21 protein-coding genes are annotated in these 16,492 nt (G+C 63.7%); 10 read left to right on the plus strand and 11 right to left on the minus strand.

The features are described 5' to 3' along the window. Positions 1-7 precede the first annotated feature (7 nt). On the plus strand, positions 8-616 hold the full coding sequence (locus AB4097_RS18800; protein WP_442042336.1) for an MliC family protein: 609 nt from the start codon (positions 8-10) through the stop codon (positions 614-616). A gap of 6 nt (positions 617-622) precedes the next feature. Here the strand turns inward: AB4097_RS18800 and AB4097_RS18805 are convergent, their stop codons facing one another. The 3 genes from AB4097_RS18805 to AB4097_RS18815 are packed head-to-tail and all read right to left on the minus strand — an operon-like array spanning position 623 to position 3,258. Beyond that, a complete protein-coding gene (locus tag AB4097_RS18805) occupies positions 623-1,990 on the minus strand; it encodes an ATP-binding protein (protein WP_442042338.1) in 1,368 nt (455 codons plus the stop codon). Continuing rightward, the gene (locus tag AB4097_RS18810) at positions 1,987-2,703 is read right to left on the minus strand and encodes a response regulator (protein ID WP_442042340.1); all 717 of its coding nucleotides are present in this window, start codon (positions 2,701-2,703) and stop codon (positions 1,987-1,989) included. Before AB4097_RS18810 ends, AB4097_RS18805 begins: the two co-directional genes overlap by 4 nt. A 33-nt stretch (positions 2,704-2,736) precedes the next feature. Then, on the minus strand, positions 2,737-3,258 hold the full coding sequence (locus tag AB4097_RS18815) for a MarR family winged helix-turn-helix transcriptional regulator (RefSeq protein ID WP_442042342.1): 522 nt from the start codon (positions 3,256-3,258) through the stop codon (positions 2,737-2,739). 161 nt (positions 3,259-3,419) lie between these two features. On the opposite strand from AB4097_RS18815, the gene AB4097_RS18820 reads away from it, so the two are divergent. After that, a complete protein-coding gene (locus tag AB4097_RS18820; RefSeq protein ID WP_442042344.1) occupies positions 3,420-4,307 on the plus strand; it encodes a branched-chain amino acid aminotransferase in 888 nt (295 codons plus the stop codon). A gap of 1,054 nt (positions 4,308-5,361) precedes the next feature. On the opposite strand, the gene AB4097_RS18825 is transcribed toward AB4097_RS18820, so the two are convergent. Beyond that, positions 5,362-6,606: a Y-family DNA polymerase gene (locus tag AB4097_RS18825; RefSeq protein WP_442042346.1), complete on the minus strand. Its 1,245-nt coding sequence runs from the start codon at positions 6,604-6,606 to the stop codon at positions 5,362-5,364. Between the two features lie 179 nt (positions 6,607-6,785). On the opposite strand from AB4097_RS18825, the gene AB4097_RS18830 reads away from it, so the two are divergent. Next, on the plus strand, positions 6,786-7,061 hold the full coding sequence (locus AB4097_RS18830; protein WP_442042348.1) for a DUF3072 domain-containing protein: 276 nt from the start codon (positions 6,786-6,788) through the stop codon (positions 7,059-7,061). Between the two features lie 148 nt (positions 7,062-7,209). Continuing rightward, positions 7,210-8,241 (plus strand): Tim44 domain-containing protein, encoded by a 1,032-nt coding sequence (locus AB4097_RS18835; RefSeq protein WP_442042350.1) that lies wholly within the window; start codon positions 7,210-7,212, stop codon positions 8,239-8,241. Positions 8,242-8,312: 71 nt separating this feature from the next. Here the strand turns inward: AB4097_RS18835 and AB4097_RS18840 are convergent, their stop codons facing one another. Continuing rightward, positions 8,313-8,894 carry a type 1 glutamine amidotransferase domain-containing protein gene (locus tag AB4097_RS18840; RefSeq protein ID WP_442042352.1) on the minus strand — a complete coding sequence of 194 codons (582 nt, stop codon included), beginning with the start codon at positions 8,892-8,894 and terminating at the stop codon, positions 8,313-8,315. 126 nt (positions 8,895-9,020) lie between these two features. On the opposite strand from AB4097_RS18840, the gene AB4097_RS18845 reads away from it, so the two are divergent. Further along, positions 9,021-9,242, plus strand: coding sequence for a hypothetical protein (locus AB4097_RS18845; RefSeq protein WP_442042354.1), 222 nt, complete (start codon positions 9,021-9,023; stop codon positions 9,240-9,242). 46 nt (positions 9,243-9,288) lie between these two features. Here AB4097_RS18845 and AB4097_RS18850 read toward each other — a convergent pair whose 3' ends face one another. The 4 genes from AB4097_RS18850 to AB4097_RS18865 all read right to left on the minus strand — a co-directional run bounded on the left by AB4097_RS18850 (position 9,289) and on the right by AB4097_RS18865 (position 12,372). Beyond that, positions 9,289-10,014: a metallophosphoesterase family protein gene (locus AB4097_RS18850; RefSeq protein ID WP_442042356.1), complete on the minus strand. Its 726-nt coding sequence runs from the start codon at positions 10,012-10,014 to the stop codon at positions 9,289-9,291. Beyond that, positions 10,007-10,822, minus strand: a complete 816-nt coding sequence (locus AB4097_RS18855) for a nucleotidyltransferase family protein (protein ID WP_442042358.1) — start codon at positions 10,820-10,822, stop codon at positions 10,007-10,009. Before AB4097_RS18855 ends, AB4097_RS18850 begins: the two co-directional genes overlap by 8 nt. 180 nt (positions 10,823-11,002) lie before the next feature. Next, the gene (locus AB4097_RS18860; RefSeq protein ID WP_442042360.1) at positions 11,003-11,380 is read right to left on the minus strand and encodes a hypothetical protein; all 378 of its coding nucleotides are present in this window, start codon (positions 11,378-11,380) and stop codon (positions 11,003-11,005) included. 131 nt (positions 11,381-11,511) lie between these two features. After that, positions 11,512-12,372, minus strand: a complete 861-nt coding sequence (locus tag AB4097_RS18865) for a BON domain-containing protein (RefSeq protein WP_442042362.1) — start codon at positions 12,370-12,372, stop codon at positions 11,512-11,514. A gap of 190 nt (positions 12,373-12,562) precedes the next feature. Between AB4097_RS18865 and AB4097_RS18870 the strand changes: the two genes are divergently transcribed. The 3 genes from AB4097_RS18870 to infA all read left to right on the plus strand — a co-directional run bounded on the left by AB4097_RS18870 (position 12,563) and on the right by infA (position 13,625). Next, positions 12,563-12,826 (plus strand): hypothetical protein, encoded by a 264-nt coding sequence (locus tag AB4097_RS18870; RefSeq protein ID WP_442042364.1) that lies wholly within the window; start codon positions 12,563-12,565, stop codon positions 12,824-12,826. A 216-nt stretch (positions 12,827-13,042) separates the two neighbouring features. Continuing rightward, entirely contained in the window at positions 13,043-13,252 is a 210-nt protein-coding gene (locus tag AB4097_RS18875) for a cold-shock protein (protein ID WP_009494616.1), read from the plus strand. A 91-nt stretch (positions 13,253-13,343) separates the two neighbouring features. Beyond that, the gene (gene infA, locus AB4097_RS18880) at positions 13,344-13,625 is read left to right on the plus strand and encodes a translation initiation factor IF-1 (RefSeq protein ID WP_009494617.1); all 282 of its coding nucleotides are present in this window, start codon (positions 13,344-13,346) and stop codon (positions 13,623-13,625) included. A gap of 62 nt (positions 13,626-13,687) precedes the next feature. On the opposite strand, the gene AB4097_RS18885 is transcribed toward infA, so the two are convergent. Continuing rightward, positions 13,688-14,236: a sigma-70 family RNA polymerase sigma factor gene (locus tag AB4097_RS18885; protein WP_442042367.1), complete on the minus strand. Its 549-nt coding sequence runs from the start codon at positions 14,234-14,236 to the stop codon at positions 13,688-13,690. After that, on the minus strand, positions 14,233-14,436 hold the full coding sequence (locus AB4097_RS18890) for a NepR family anti-sigma factor (RefSeq protein ID WP_442042369.1): 204 nt from the start codon (positions 14,434-14,436) through the stop codon (positions 14,233-14,235). The genes AB4097_RS18885 and AB4097_RS18890 overlap by 4 nt, the downstream gene beginning before the upstream one ends. 249 nt (positions 14,437-14,685) lie before the next feature. On the opposite strand from AB4097_RS18890, the gene AB4097_RS18895 reads away from it, so the two are divergent. Then, positions 14,686-14,844, plus strand: a complete 159-nt coding sequence (locus AB4097_RS18895) for a DUF3309 family protein (protein WP_009494620.1) — start codon at positions 14,686-14,688, stop codon at positions 14,842-14,844. Positions 14,845-14,970: 126 nt separating this feature from the next. Further along, positions 14,971-16,293, plus strand: coding sequence for a sensor histidine kinase (locus AB4097_RS18900; protein ID WP_442042372.1), 1,323 nt, complete (start codon positions 14,971-14,973; stop codon positions 16,291-16,293). The last annotated feature ends 199 nt before the right edge of the window (positions 16,294-16,492 follow it).

Here is a 16,492-nt window from a genome sequence, read left to right on the forward strand (position 1 = left end):
GGTGCCGATGAGTGCGTTTCGGAAGGCTGCTGGGTTCGTTCCCGGCTGCATCGTCCTCGTCCTGGGATGCAAAGATGCATCGGCGCAGAACCCATCCTTCTCCTGCGATAAGGTCGAGACTGGCAGCATCGCGAAAATGATCTGCACGGACAGCGGATTGTCGGCGCTCGACCGCAAGCTTGCGGATGTTTATGCCCAAGCCGACCGCAAGGCGGCAAACGAGCGTCCGCCTATGCTCCGGGCGGAGCAACGCGGCTGGATCAAGGGTCGCGACGATTGCTGGAAAAGCGACGACAGACGCGGGTGCGTGGAAGGGGAATACGTTCGGCGCATCGCGGAACTCCAGGCGCTCTACCGTCTCGTTCCCAGCATCGGCCCCGTGGCCTTCGCCTGCGACGGCGATCCGAGCAAACAGGTCGTCGTCACGTTTTTCAAGACGGACCCGTCGACAATGATTGCCGAGCGCGACGACAGCGTCTCGCTGATGGTTGTTCAGCCATCGGGAAGCGGAGCGCGCTATCAGGGGCGCAACGAAAGCTTCTGGGAGCACCAGGGCGTGGCTTCGATCACCTGGGGCTACAATGCGCCTGAAATGCACTGCAGGAAAGTGCCGTGACGATTCTCAGGCCGGCAGCCGCACCGTCGCGCGCAGGCCTCCGAGCGGGCTGTCTCCCAGCACGATGTCGCCGCCATGGGAGCGGGCGACGTCGCGGGCGATGGCGAGGCCGAGGCCCGATCCCCCTTCGTCCTGATTGCGCGCTTCGTCCAGACGCATGAAGGGTTTGAAGACTTCCTCGCGCATCTCGACCGGGATGCCGGGCCCGTCGTCGTCCACATGCAGAATGAGCCAGCGCGTTTCATGATTGGCGGTGATCTCGATCCGGTCGCCGTGGCGTGCCGCGTTGGACACGAGATTGAACAGGAGGCGACGGAAAGCGTCCGGGCGCACGATGATTATCGGGTCGCCGATGATGTCGAGTTCCGTCACATGGCCCTGCCGTTCAGCATCGGACTGAACCTCTTCGAGGAGCTGTCGCAGATCCGTCGCGACCGCCTGCTCGCCCGCATCTCCGCCCTCTCCGCGCGCGAAGGCGAGATAACCTTCGAGCATGCGGCTCATCTCGTCCACGTCGCGCTTGAGGTCCTCCACCTCCGGCGTCTGGCCGAGGAAGACGAGCGAGAGCTTGAAGCGCGTGAGTATGGTGCGCAGGTCGTGGCTCACGCCGTTCAACATGGTGGTGCGCTGTTCGATGTTGCGCTCGATGCGCCGCTTCATCTCCAGAAAGGCGTGTCCGGCCTGGCGTACCTCGCGGGCGCCACGCGGACGGAACTCGATTTCGCGTCCTTTTCCCAGGGCCTCGGCGGCCTCGGCAAGGCGCAGGATCGGCCTGATCTGGTTGCGGAGGAACAGGATCGCGATGCCGAGCAGCACGAAGGACGAGCCGCCCATCCACACGAGGAAGATATGCGAGTTGGACGCATAGGCCTGGCTGCGGCGCGCCAGAATTCGCATGACATCGTTCTGATCGAGCTTGACGCGAATTTCCACATAGCTCGAACGGCCGACCGTATCGATCCAGTATGGACGGTCGATCTGGCGCCGCAGCTCGTCGGTCAGGGTTTCGTCGAGAATGTCGAAGAAGGGCTTTGGGCCCGGCGGCGGCAGATCGGTGTTGCGCAGGATGTCCACGTCGAGCTGCAGGCGCTCCGACGCGATGCGCGACAACGTGCTTGCATCCTTATCCTGCGGGTAGCTCTCGTAGATGTCGATGAGGGCCGAGATATCCGCCGTCACCGCCGAGGACAGGCGCCGCGTGACGAGTTGATAATGCCGCTCCATGAACACGTAGGCGACGACGGATTGCAGCAGGATGACGGGCGCGATGATGATGATGAGCGCACGGGCGTAAAGCCCCTTCGGCAGGAAACGGCCGAACCAGCGCGCGGCATGGTCGAGAGGCGAATAGCGCAGGGTCGCTCCGATCTTCATCGATCGATCACGAGGCGATAGCCGATGCCGCGCACGGTCTGGAGGAAGATCGGATTGGCGGGATCAATCTCGATCTTGCGCCGCAGCCGATTGATCTGCACGTCCACCGTGCGCTCGTTGGCCGCGATGCCGTTGCCGGCGAGCGCTTCGCGCGGAACGTTGTCGCCTGCATGGCTGCCGAGGATCGTCAGGATCTCGCGCTCGCGCTCCGTGATCCGCACCACCTCATCCCCGCGCCGCAGCTCGCCGCGGTCGAAACGATAAGAGAACGGACCGAAATGAATGACCTCAGGCACGTCGTTGCTCGGTGCGCCCGGTAAGGGCAGGGCGCGCTTGAGGATATTGCCGAGCCGCAGCAGAAGCTCCCGAGGCTCGAAGGGCTTGGGCAGATAATCGTCAGCGCCGATCTCCAGCCCCGTGACCCGATCGGACGCATCCGCCCGGGCCGTGAGCATCAGGATCGGCACCTGCGAATGCTCGCGCAGGCTTCGTGCATATTCAAACCCGGTTTCCCCCGGCATCATCACGTCGAGCACGAGGGCGTCAAACACGAAATTTCCCGCCTTGGCCCGGGCCTCGGCCGCGCTGCTCGCCGCCGTCACCCGGTAGCCGTTCTCGGTGAGGAAGCGGGTCAGCAGGTCGCGCAGGCGGCGGTCGTCATCCACCACGAGCACGTGCGGGGCATGGTCGGGAATGTCGATACGTGCATCCATCAGGCGTCAAGCTGCTTTGTCGGACCCTGCTTATCAGGTTTCTTTGAGACCGAATACGAGCTGCTTCACATGGGCGCTGTCGTCCGGGTCGATGAGGCGCAGAAGGTAGCGGCTGACCGTTTCCTTGGCCTCCGGATCCATGTCCGACAGGGCCCGCATGATGCGGCGGGTCTGCAGCTTGGCGAGCTTCAAGGCCAAATCGTGGCCCTTGGCTGTCGCGAAGAGCAGTCGCTGCCGCCGGTCGGAGGTGCCCATGCGGCTCTCGATGAAATCCTTCTCGATAAGTTCCTTCAGGACCCTGTTGAGGCTCTGCTTGGTGATCCTCAGGATGTCCAGAAGCTCCGCTATCGTCAGGCCCGGCTGGCGGGTGACGAAGTGGAGGACCCGGTGATGGGCCCGCCCGAAGCCGTACTCGTCCAGGATCCTGTCGGGATCGCTCACGAAGTCGCGATAGGCGAAGAAGAACAGTTCGATGAGGTCGTAGGCGGGCTGCTCGACCAGAACATCCTTGCCGGATTGCTGAGCCTTCAAGGCCGGAATTGCGTCTGGCACCATCCTGTTCCCAATTTTTATGTCAGCCTTGTTGACATATCTCAGGACGATTGTTACTCGTCAAGCCGCTTCGGCGAAATGAATGAAATTGAAATCGCCCGCGAGCAAACCGGAAATTACACGGCCCCGGTTGCCACAAAGGTCGGCATTCAAGGAGAAAAACGATGTCCGCGACCCCCTTCGATCAACGTGATGGATGGATCTGGTACGACGGGCAGATCGTACCCTGGAAGGATGCCAAGCTCCACGTGCTCTCGCACGGACTGCATTACGGATCCTCCGTCTTCGAGGGCGAGCGCGCCTACGGCGGCGAGATCTTCAAGTCGACCGAGCATTCGGAGCGTCTCAAGAAATCGGGCCAGATCCTCGATTTCGAGATCCCCTACACAGTGGCCGAGATCGACGCGGCCAAGCACCTCGTTCTGGAGAAGAACGGGATGAAGGACGCTTACCTGCGCCCGGTCGCCTGGCGCGGCTCGGAGATGATGGGCGTGGCCGCTCAGGACAACAAGATCCACCTCGCTATTGCCGCATGGGAATGGCCGAGCTATTTCGACCCGGCCCAGAAGATGAAGGGCATCCGCATCGACATGGCGGAATACCGCCGTCCCGATCCGGCTACCGCCCCATCGGCCGCGAAGGCCGCAGGTCTCTACATGATCTGCACCATCTCAAAGCATAAGGCGGAGCGGAAAGGCTATGCCGATGCGCTCATGCTCGACTGGCAGGGCCGCGTGGCCGAATGCACGGGCGCCAACGTCTTCTTCATCCGCGACGGCATCGTTCACACGCCGATCGCCGATTGCTTCCTCGACGGCATCACCCGCCGCACGGTGATCGATCTCGCCAAGCGGCGCGGCTTCGGGGTGGAGGAGCGCCGGATCATGCCGGAGGAACTCCCGAGCTTCAACGAGTGCTTCATCACCGGAACGGCCGCGGAAGTGACGCCCGTGTCGGAGATCGGCCCCTACCGCTTCCAGCCCGGCAACATGACCAAGGTGCTGATGGAAGATTACTCGGCCGAGGTGCAGCCCAAGAGCAAGGCTGCCTGAGGCTTTCCGGCTCTCAATCCGCTTTCACGTCATGCCCGGCCTCGTGCCGGGCATTTTTTGTGAGGGGTTTTACCGCTGCCGGGCGGCGAGGGGTGCTGAAGTCCACCGGCGTGGCGCCGCACTTGGACTCCAGAGGTTCTTCCGGCCCACATTTCCACGTCATGACCATCCCCGTCTTTCTGGCCACCCTCTCACCTCATCCTGAGCGGCCAACTCATCACCCTCTGGCCTCATCCTGAGGAGGTGCGAAGCACCATCTCGAAGGATCGTCCAGTGGTCTCTGGAAACGCCCTCATCCTTTGAGACGGATTGCTGGCGCAATCCCCTCAGGATGAGGGCTCAGTAGGGGAGCGCGCCGATTTTCATCCCCTCCACGTCATGGCCGGCCTTGTGCCGGCCATCCAGGTCTTCGGAGCCGCCCCGTTACAAAGACGTGGATGGCCGGGCTTGTGCCGGCCATGACGCTGTGGGCGTGGAGAGGTGAGTGTAATGTTCTCACTTTGTTCTTGACAGACTGCTCAAGCTCAGCTATATCGTTGGGCATCCCCGCCCGCCGAGGGGCGCGCTTCGCGAGGCGTCACAGGTGTCGGGGCGGAGAGCGGGCCTGCCCGCCGGTCACGCAGCCGGCGCGCAGGAGGCCCTTGGCGGCCCTGTGCTGGTCCAAGTCGAAACGCCTAAAAATCCCGCGTGCGAGGTGCCGTCCGGCTCTTCCACTCTTCCATAGCATCGAGCCGGGCGCCTCTCGCACCTCCCTCGAGCCCTTCAGGCGCGGCGCCATCCGGCTCCGGGCCTGAAGGCGCTGGCTCTTTGACATCATTGGATCAGCCCCGCCGTCGTCCCGGACGGAGCGTCAGCGCCGATCCGGGACCCAGAGCCGCCGAACGAAGCACGACGCACCTTGCCTCAACGACAACCGCAGCAACTCGGGAATGACAGGATCGAGATTCAGGCGCCCGTCATCACCGGCCCTGTCCCGGTCATCTCGATCCGAAAGGCGCTGCGCCTGCCACCATCGGGCTCACCGGGACAAGCCCGGTGATGACGGCAAAGGCCCTCAAAAATCAGCCTCATCGGGAATGCGGTTGAAGGCGATCTTCGCGCCCGCATAGCCGCCGGGGATCGTGACCCATGGGCCCCAGTGCAGGAGGGTCTTGCGGTGGGTGACGTTCAGCTGGTCGGCGATGGTCGACAAATATTCCATCCGGCGCTTCAGCTGCGCCTCTGGCGTGTCGTCGAACAGGTCCTCCTCGATCTCGCTCAACGGCACCAGATCGTGCAGGGCAACATGCACGCTGCGGCTGCGGTGCATCTCCTCGCGCTCCGCATGGAGGATCAAGCGGCTCAAGGAGGCCAGCAGGGACGGGTCGTCCCAGGTCGGCCGAAAGCGCTCCTCCCCGTACCACCCGGCGCTGTTCCTGTCCGTCAGCCACAGGGCGAGCGCCCGGGCCGAGAAGCCGGCGCGGCGCATGCGGGCCGCCGCCTTGGCGAGGAGAACGCGGGCTGCCGCATAGGCGCCGTTCAGGGAGCGCCAATCCGCCGGGAGAACGCGTCCGTGCCCGAACATCCGCCGCCGTGTCTCGGGGCGCTCCACCGTATAGCCGTGGAGCCCCATCCAGAGACGCTCCCCCTCGACGCTGCCCCAGAGCCGGCGCAGTTCCTTCGGCTGGAGCCGCCACAGGGCCTCCATGTCGGCGACGCCCGCACGGGCAAGGCGGGCGGCATTGCCTCGGGCGATACCTGGAATGTCCGTCAATTCGAGGGAAAGCAGGCGGACCGGCAGATCGTCAGGATGAAGGGCCACGAGGCCATTGGGCTTCTCCATCTCGGCCGCGATCTTGGCCAGGAGGTCGTTGGGGCCGAGGCCGACCGAACAGGTGAGGGTAGGGCCGATTAACGTGGCGATGGCATCCTTGACGCGCTGCCCGACGTGGAATGCCTGCGGCCACTCCGCAGGCAGGAGCGCGCAGAGCATCTCGTCGATGGAGCAGACGGCCTTGACCGGAACGACGGTCTCAATGGCCTGGATGATGGCCTTGTGCAATTGCACATAAAGCTCGTGCCGCGCCGTTACGAGAACGAGGCCAGGGCATTGCCTGCGGGCGTCGCGCACGAGGGTGCCGCGCTTGAGCCCCATGGCCTTCGCCTCACGACTGACTGCGATAAGGCCCGTGTGCTCGGAATCGACCGGGATCACGCCCACCGGCTTGCCGCGCAGATGCGGCTGAAGATGCTGCTCGGCGCTGGCGAAGAAGGAGTCGAAGTCGACATAGAGCCGCTCCAGACCGGTCGGTTTTCGCATCCTCGCCACCTGTGCTTACGAATGAACAAATCAAGAACATAAGCTTGGCGGCGAGTCGAGGCCGGAATCTGTGGATAACGGGGAATAATCGGCCGGGTTAATCCGCCTTTCCCTGAGGAACCAATGCTCTGCAAGAGTGTTCTCGTTTCGGAACAAAACTAGAACAATAGGAGTCCCGCATGTCTTCGCATGGTAAAGCGACGAGCCGCCCCGCGGTTAACCATAAATCTTCCGCAGAGGCAGATAACCCGAAGGTTCATCCTGATCCTTCCGATAACCAGATCAAGAACCCCGACGAATGGGTCTCCGGTGACGAGCCGATGACTGGCGCCCAGGCATCCTACCTGAAGACCCTGTCGGAACAGGCGCACGATCCAAAGGCTTTCGACCCTGGTCTCGACAAGGCCGAGGCCTCGAAGCGGATCGATCAGCTGAAACAGAAGCAGGGGCGTTGAAGCCGACGCGCTACCGCTGTCACCTCTGCTTTCACGAGGATGACAACGGCAGCCAAAATCAAACGGTCCAGCCCTTCCGAAATCCTTCAGCCATCACCACATGAGATGTAAGTAGCGTCGTGCTTCAGAGGGATGGAAAACAAAGACGATGATGAAATTTGCTTCTCGCCGCAGTCGGGTGATGGTCGCCTTGGCGGCGGCCCTGATCCTTGCCGGAAGTGCGGCCGAGGCTCGCGTCGGCGGCCGGAGCAGTTTCGGCTCGCGCGGTGCGCGCACCTATACGCCCCCGCCGGCAACCCGGACGGCCCCTGAAGCGGCGGCCCCGATCCAGCGCTCGCAGATCCCGAACCAGGGTCCGAACATGACCCGGCCCGGCACCCCGGCTCCGAACGTGGCGCAGCCGCGCCGCTTCGGCTTCGGCACGGGCCTGATGGCCGGCCTCTTCGGCGCGGGCCTACTCGGCATGCTGTTCGGTCACGGCTTCTTCGGCGGCCTCGGCGGTCTTGCCTCGATCTTCGGACTCCTGCTTCAGATCGGCCTTGTGGTCCTGCTGGTCTCCTTCGCCATGAAGTGGTTCCGCAGGCGCCAGGAGCCGGCCTATGCCGGCCCGGAGCAGGGCTATGCCCGTTCCACGGGCGGCAGCGTGCCGCCGACGGGCGGACGGCCCATGAGCGGCGGCTTGGGCGCAGGCCTAGGCGGCGGTCTCGGCAGCGCCCTGGGTGGTGCCCTCGGCGGCCGGCCCCAGCAGGCTCAAGCCCGTCCGGGCGTTCGCGACGAGATCGGCATCAGCGAGGGCGATTATACAGCCTTCGAGCGTGGTCTCGTCGAGATGCAGGATGCCTATTCGCGGGAAGACGTCGCGAAGCTCTGGCAGCTCGCCACGCCCGAGATGGCCGGCTACATCCAGGAAGAGCTCAACGACAATGCGGCCCGCGGCGTCGTGAACAAGCTCTCCAATGTACGCTTGAACCAAGGCGACCTGTCTGAGGCCTGGCGTGAGGGCGGCACGGATTATGCGACCGTCGCCATGCGCTTCGGCATTACCGACGTCATGACCGACAGGGCCACCGGCCGTGTGGTGGAGGGCGATCCGAACAAGGTCGAGGAGGCGATGGAACTCTGGACCTTCCGCCGCGATCAGGGCGGTTCCTGGAAAGTCTCGGCGATCCAGCAGGCCTGAGCCAAGATCGGATCAATACGAAAGCGGCCGGTTTTCACCGGCCGCTTTTTTGTGTTCGTGTATTGGGATCGTTACTCTGCCGCCGCACGCCGGCCAGCATGGGAGCCCTCGCGGATTTCCTCGATGATCTTGCTCACGAAAGCATCGAGATCGCCCGGATTGCGGCTGGTGATGAGACCCTGATCGGTCACCACCGTCTCGTCGCGCCATTGGCCGCCGGCATTGATCACATCCGTCTTGATCGAGTGATAGGACGTGCATTGCCTGCCCTTGATCACGCCGGCCTCGATGAGGAGCCAGGGTGCGTGGCAGATGGCGGCAACGGTTTTGCCGGAGGAGTAGAAGGCACGGATGATCTCGAGCGCCTTCGGCTCGGTGCGCAGCTTGTCGGGGTTGATCTGTCCGCCGGGCAGGACGAGCGCATCGTAATCGGCCGGGTTCACGTCCTCGATGTCCTTATCGACGGAGACGGTCTTGCCCCAATCGGTCTTGTCCCAGCCGTAGATCTTGCCGGACTTCATGCGCGATTTCGGTGCGGCGACCTCGACCGTCGCGCCGGCATCGGAGAGTTTCTCCTGCGGAACCGTCAATTCCGATTCCTCGAAACCATCGGTCGCCATGATGAGGATCTTGGCCTGTTTAATGTCAGGCATCGCATTCTCCATTCGTTGAGGGATCTGTCTGAAAACGGATGGAAAGATAAGGGGTTCCGCTCGCGGGAACCCTGTTCGTGCGGGCTTGTTGACCCAATCACGGCTACAGAAATCGAGGAAGAAGCAATGACCAATCCAGGAGTGCCGACCAACGATCCTGTTCCCGGCGGCAATATCCCGAGCGAGGTGCCGCCCGGATCCATGCCCGACGAGGAGCCGGATATGGGCCCGACGGGCCCGCGCACGCCGTATCCCGTCAACGATCCTGGCATCACGGATCCGAAGGGGCCCGGTTCCGAACCGGATTACCTTCCGGGCAACCCAACGAGCCCCGGTACGCGTTTCTGAGCCGGAGCGTCAGCCGCAGCATGAGCCGGCGGCGAATTGCGCCGGCTCAAATTTCGATGATGGCGTAGGGCTTGCCGTTCGGCTTCTCGATGTGCTTGGCGACGTTGTAGACCGGCTGGCCGCCAGGCGTGTGTCCTTCGAAACGACCGCGATGTGCGTGACCATGCACGATGGCGCTGACCTTGAACCGGTCGATGGTTTCGGCCAGCCTCGACGAGCCCAGAAAAGGATAGATTTCCAGCGGCTCGCTCTCGATCGTCTCGGTGATCGGCGCGTAATGGAGAATGACCATGGAGCGCTTCGCGCGTACCTGCCGCATGGCGTTCTCGAGCCGCAGCGTCTCGTTCATGGTCTCGCCGACAAATTGCTTGATGGCCGGCTCGCCGAAGGAGCCGAGCATCCGGCGCCCGAAGCCGCCGGCAAAGCCCTTGACGCCGACGAAACCGACGCCGTCGATCTCGACAGATTGTCCATCGAGGATACGCATGCCGGCATCGCGCAGAATATGCGTCACCTCTTCATGCGCACCGCATTCATAATCGTGATTGCCGAGCACGCCGACGATGGGGATCGAGCAGGACTTGATATCCTGCGCCAGAAGTTCGGCTTCCCTCGGTTTCCCGAGATCCGTGAGGTCGCCGGCCAGGACCAGGACATCGGCCTCTCTCGAAATCTCGCCGAACATATCGCGATAGGACACCCAGTTGTCTTCGCGAACGTGAAGGTCGCCCATGGCCGCGACCTTCATGACTTGCCGTGGTTCGTCACTCATTCCGCCATTCACCTTCGCCACCGACATCGGCGAAGCCCCATTGCTTGACGTCGATTTCGTAATCGATGCGGGAGAACATCCGTCCGCGGCAGACCTTCATCTGCGGCGGCGGAAGGTCTAGCTGCTTGGAGAGTCTGTCGAGAAGCTCGTCCATCACCCAGCGCGGAACCTTGTCGCGCTCCGACGGATAGATCCAACGGAAGTTGAGCAGGTGCATGAGCAGCACCTCCCAATGCACTTCCATGTAGGCGAGCAGGGCATGCCAATCGATCTGGTCGTGGGCCTTCAGAATCGTGTGTGCCACGTCCGCACCGTCATAGCGGTGGCGCAGCTGGATGAAGCATTTCGACCAGACGAGCTCGGTCGGTCCGACAATGCGCACCGGCGTGCCGAAGACCTCGATCTGGCGCGCGCGCTCGAACCATTGGTCGCCGATCGGCATGGTGCCGTTCGACGAAGCGAAGATCACATCGAAGAAGTATTGGCCCTTGAACACTTTGCCGAGCCAGCGGTCGTCCTCGATCTCGACGGAATAGCCGATGCTTTTGAAATGCGACAGGACGCGGGTGTAGTCGCCGGCCTTGCAGAAGATGTCGAGGTCCTTGGTCGGGCGCGTGATGCCCGTATAGGCCGAGAGCGCATAGGTGCCGGCGAGCAGGAAGGGGAGGCCGAGGTTGTTCAGCTCCCGGAGCGCCTCGGCATAGAAGGCTTCGGATTCCGGATATTTGAGGGTCGGCTCCGCCTTGGCGTTCATCATGGGAACGCCGGGATGGGCACCGGAAACGAGATCTGGATCGTGCACTGCCATGGCCTTGTCCAAGCGCGGCCGAGAATGCCCCGCGTTCGACAACAGAATGGCCGTAATGAAGTTCCGCGCCGGCCGAGCTTAGGGCCGGATGGGTCGTTCAGGTGCGGATCAAGCTTTCTTGAATTCGGACATACTCCGCATTCCTCGACAGCAACTCGAAACCGCTTCGCCGAGAAACATTCAATGATCCCCGTGCGAAACCCGGACGTCGCGCGGGCTGTTGAGGATCTCGAGCAGGCTTTGGGCGATGTGGCGGGCTTCGTCGTCCTTCAGGCGCAACAGAAAAGGCGGCATCATGCCCGCCTGGAGGGCCACCACGGCCATGCCGTGCTCGTCCATGCCGACATCGATGGTCTGAGACGTCACGTCGACCAGTTCCTCCGGCATGTCTTCGCTACCTTCCTCGGTGGATTCGCCGATGGCGGAGAGCAGCTGGCTCACGGCCCGCACCAGCGAGCGGGCTGCATGAGGGTCCATGACCACGGCAGTCGATTGCTCGCCCTTCTGGAATGCCAGTTGGATGTTGTCGCCTTCGAGCGTGACCGAAATACCTGCCATGAGCGTCCTCGTCTTTCCCATCCCCATATGGGGAGCGCCTGTGTCAGGGGAAAGGCAGAGACCTTCGTACGACAGATGCGCCTCGTCCCCAAGGGGAGAAGCGCATCCTGGTAAACCGGATCGGGGTCCCGTCAGATCCCGCTCTCGGAGGAGCCGCCGGACCGCCGCCGCGTCGATGCAACCCTGCCTGTGCCCGAGGTTTCCGGTACGCCCGTGCTGCCGGCGCCAGCAGCGCCCGCGCCCGACATCATGGTCCCGGCGATGCCCGCATCCGCCTGCTGCTGGACGCGCAGGTTGTTCTGCACGTGGGTCACCCCGGAGACGGACTCCGCCAGATCCTCCGCGTGTCGCTTCTCGAAGCGGCTATTCACGGTGCCGGTGAGCGTGACCTCGCGGTTCTCCACCCGCACCTCGATCTCCGATGCATCGATATGCGGATCCTCCGTGAGGCGGTCGTTCACGTCTTCCGTGAGGCGGGCGTCGGAGCGCTGATAGCCTTTCGGTCCCCGGCCGCGATGCATCCCGGCCTCGCGCATGTCCCGCCCGCGGCGGCGTTCCGCGTCCTCGTCGCCGAACCAGGAGCGGACCTCGTCTCCGGCACGTTCGAAGAAGCCGCGATCCTCGTTGTAGTCGCGCGATCCGCGCCCGAAGCTCTCCGATCCGGTGCGGCTCCGGCCGTACCGGTCCTGCCCGAACTGATCCGGGTCGCGGCTCCGGCCGGAGCCAAAGAAGGGCCGCTCATAGCCGCCGCGATCCTCGCCGACCACGTCGCGCCAGTCGAGAGACGAGCCGCCGCTGCCGTAGCCAGCCGAGTCTCCATAATCGCGTTCGCGGACCTCGCGCTCGAGGCGCCAGCCGTCATCCTCGCCTGAGCCATATCCGCGGTCGTATCCTGCGCGCCGATTGCCGAAGCCATGGCGGGCGATGTAGCCGTCGTCCTCGCGGTCGCGCCGGTCGAAATCCTGATTGCCGTAGCGGCGGTCATTGGCCATGTGAGCGCTCCTCGTCGTCTTGGATTGGGGCCACCCGGAGGGTGGCGTCGCGCAACCAACGTGAAGGCCGGACGAGTGTTCCTGGGTGCAAACGCCACTGCCTGTCGAGGTTTTTCCAAGGCCGCGCTTGAACGGTTGGCGCCAACCCGCATTGACCGGAGCAGGGTTTTCAAGAGAGCCGAGGTGCACGATGGCGGACCTGTCCGGATTGAGCGACGAGGCGCTGGCGGTCTTCGCCTTCGCCGCCTATCACGAGCTGTCGAGTGGTCAGCGGGTCCGCAGCGTGATCCAGAAGGACGGCGTCGGCCACAAGGCCAGCGACGCCGCTGTGGACGAACTCGACGGGCGCGGCCTCGTCAAGGCCGACGGACAGGAGATCGTCTTCACTCCGGCCGGCGAGGAAGCCTTGCAGCGCCTCGTGTCCGGGATACGTCAAGGTGGGCGAAACGCCTGAGTTTCCACGCTTGGCTGCTTGTTCCCCTGAAGGGGAGTTTGCCTTGTAATTGCCCCAACCGTGCCTTAGGTACAGCCTCATCGACATTTGGCCGGACGACTGGGCTTCCCGCTTTGGCACTGCCGGGCGCACGTTCCTTCTCTACCATCTATCGACTAACGGGTGGCTGGCCTCTGGCCCTCATCCACGTGCAATCGACAGTGAAAAGGATTTCCCATGGAACAGGGAACCGTGAAGTGGTACAATGAAACCAAGGGTTATGGTTTCATCCAGCCCGACAACGGCGGCAAGGACGTGTTCGTTCATGCGACCGCTCTCGAGCGGGCCGGCATGCGCGGCTTGCGCGAAGGCCAGAAGATCTCTTACGAGCTTCAGACCGACCAGCGTACCGGCCGCCAGTCTGCAGTGAACCTGCAGAACGCGTAAGGTTTAATGCCGGAGGGCGTGCCCTGCACGTCCTCTTGCAGATGGCCGTTCCGGTTCAGGGGCGGCTTTTTTGTTATGGGAAAGGCTTTGCATGGCAAAGGAAGAACTGATCACCTTCGAGGGGCTTGTGACCGAAATTCTGCCCGACGCGCGCTATCGCGTGCAGCTCGACAACGGGCATGAGGTCATCGCCTATACGGCCGGCAAGATGAAGAAGAACCGAATCAAGACCCTCGCCGGTGACCGCGTGACCGTCGAGATGTCCCCCTACGATCTGGAAAAGGGCAGGCTGATCTTCCGTCACAAGGACTCGGGTGCCTCTTCCGGTCCGCGTCCGCCGCAGCGTGGCAACCAGCAGTTCCGGCGCCGCTAAAACGATGGGCGCACCTCGGGCGCGCCTATCGGCTGAAAACTCGGGGCTTGCCTCAAGGCCTCTCACGCGACCGCGTGCATCACCGAGAGGGTGACGCGGTCCGGGCCGAGATCCTCCTCCATATCGGTGAAGTGCATCAGCTCGGCGAGACGGTTGCGGGCGCGGTTGACGCGGCTCTTGATGGTCCCGACCGCGCAGCCGCAGATCTCCGCCGCCTGCTCGTAGGAAAAGCCAGACGCGCCCACCAGCAGCAGCGCCTCGCGCTGGTCGTGGGGCAGGCAGGCGAGCGCCTTCTGCAGATCCTCGAAATCGAGATGAGGCATCTGGTCCGGCTGGACCGAAAGGGCGGCGGCATATTTGCCGTCCGCATCCTCCACCTCCCGGCGGCGCTTGCGGTATTCGGAATGGAACAGGTTGCGCAGGATGGTGAAGAGCCACGCCTGCATGTTCGTGCCCGGCTGGAAGCGGTCGATATTGGCGATCGCCCGCATCAGGGTTTCCTGAACGAGGTCGTCGGCGCGGTCCACGTTGTTCGTGAGCGAGATGGCGAAGGCGCGCAGGTTCGGCGTCGCCTTGAGCATGGAGTCGCGCAAATCGATATCGATACTCATGATTGCTGCTTCTCTCCCTTCGCGCCGTCGAGCCGGTTGATGATCTCGATGAAGCGGTCCGGCACCGGCTGCTCGCCCAGCGCCAGGGCATCGTAGAACTGGCGCAAGCGCTGGCCGATCTGGGCCTGGACGGAGCGGCTGAGGGCAGGGGATGCGGATGTGTTGAGGCCAGGAACGGGCTCTGGATCGTCGTGTGTCATCCAATTCGATTTCTTTTTCTGCATTGAGGTGTCCTGGTCCATCAAGGGTAGCGATCTCCCGCAGGGCCGCGCCGAAGGCGGCGCCCATCGCCGAGGAAGTAACGTCAGGCCAGGGTGATCGTTCCGCGTCCCGGCCTACCCCCTCGGGACTCATCCACAGGCAAAAAGGCGGGAACTTTTTCGCGTACGGTCAAGTTTCCCTGAGCGAACGCCGCTGCGTCGCGGCGACCTGTGTGGAGGAGTATTTCTATGGCACTTAGCACCATCCTGCTTATTCTGATCATCCTGCTGCTCATCGGCGCGGTGCCCGCCTGGCCTTACAGCCGTGGCTGGGGTTACGGCCCGAGCGGCCTGCTCGGCGTGGTCCTGCTCATCCTGATCATCCTGCTGCTGATGGGACGGATCTAGGCTTCGAGAGGGATATTTCCCCTCATCGATGAACAACACCCCTGCGGCATGGGCCGCGGGGGTTTTCGCATGTGCTGGAATTCGGTCATTTGAAGTGATATAGCGGAGCAAACGAAAAGGCTCCGCTTGCTGATCCGGTTCACGACGCTCAGCCCGCTTTCCTGGGCCGCCTCGGCCCTGCACGCCGCAGGGGCGGTCGGCGCGGCGATGCTTGTCCGCTATGCGCTGGATCCCCTGCTGGGCGATGAACTGCCCTACATCACGCTCTATCCGGCGGTGCTGTTCACGGCCATCGCGGCCGGCGGCTGGGCCGGAATGGGCGCGCTGCTGCTGGGAATGGCGGCCACCTTCGGGTTCCTGTCCTTCGACCATGGGCCGGCGCCGTTCTCCGCGCAGACCTTGACGGGGCTCGGCATTTACCTGTTCGGCGGTGCCTTCTCGGTCGTGGCGGCCTCGTCCCTGCGCGGCGCCGCGGCCCGGCTCGAGGTCGCCCAGGAAAGGCTGCTGACGACCCTCGAAGCGTCCAGAGCCGGGACATGGCGGTGGGATTTCCGCGCCAATGCCGTCGACTGGGACCCGGCCCTCGCGCGTCTCTTCGGCCTCGATCCGGCGGAGGCTCCGCGCCAGCGCGGGGACTTCCGCCGCTACGTGCATCCGGACGATCATGAGCATATCGGGCGCGTCATCGATGGCGCGACCGAGAGCGGGAGCACGGTCGACTACGAGTTCCGTGCCATCCTGGCCGACGGCTCCCTGCGCTGGATGTATAATCGCAGCCGCCTGCTGCGGGATACGAAGGGCGGACCGGCCCTGATGGTGGGTGCCTGCCTGGACATTACCGAGCGGAAGCGGGCCGAGGAGCGGCAGATGCTCCTGGTGCAGGAGCTGAACCACCGGGTGAAGAACACGCTGTCGGTCGTGCAGTCGCTGGCGCTCCACACCCGGCGGGGCAGCCGCGATCTCGACAGCTTCCAGGAAACCTTCCAGGCGCGCCTCATGGCGCTGTCCGCCACCCACAACGTCCTGACGCGCGAATTGTGGGAGAGCGCCTCGCTCGAGGATATTCTCCATGCCGAGATGATCCCCTATGGCGGCCTCGACAAGGGCCGGGTGAGCGTGGCGGGCGAGCCGATCCGCCTGAAGCCCCAGCAGGCGCTGGGCTTCGGCCTCGCGCTGCACGAGCTCGCCACCAACGCGGCGAAATACGGCGCGCTCTCGGTCCCGCAGGGACGGCTCGACATCTCCTGGCGGGCTGAGACCGACGCGGCGGGGCAGAGGCGCCTCTCGATGGATTGGGTGGAGCAGGGCGGCCCCATGGTCGAGCCCCCGAAGCGCCTCGGCTTTGGTTCGCGCCTCATCGAGCGCACCATCCGCGACGAACTCGGCGGCCTCCTGGAAATGCGCTTCCAGCCCGAGGGCCTGCGCTGCTCGCTGAATCTGCCCCTGTGAGGATCGGCACGACGGCCGGGCAGGGACGGGGAGGGCGCTGCCGGCCCTCCTCACGTCATCACCGGGCTTGTTGTACGGCCTTGAGACATACCTGACAGCTGTTCGGAGACATACCTGACACTTCTGCTGTGGCGGCAGGGAGGTCGGGATGGGTTGGCTGGAGGTATCTGTGACGGAGCGGTGTCGGGAGTTCGTGCTG

This window comes from Microvirga sp. 2MCAF35 (assembly GCF_052115545.1).
Classification (GTDB): Bacteria; Pseudomonadota; Alphaproteobacteria; order Rhizobiales; family Beijerinckiaceae; genus Microvirga.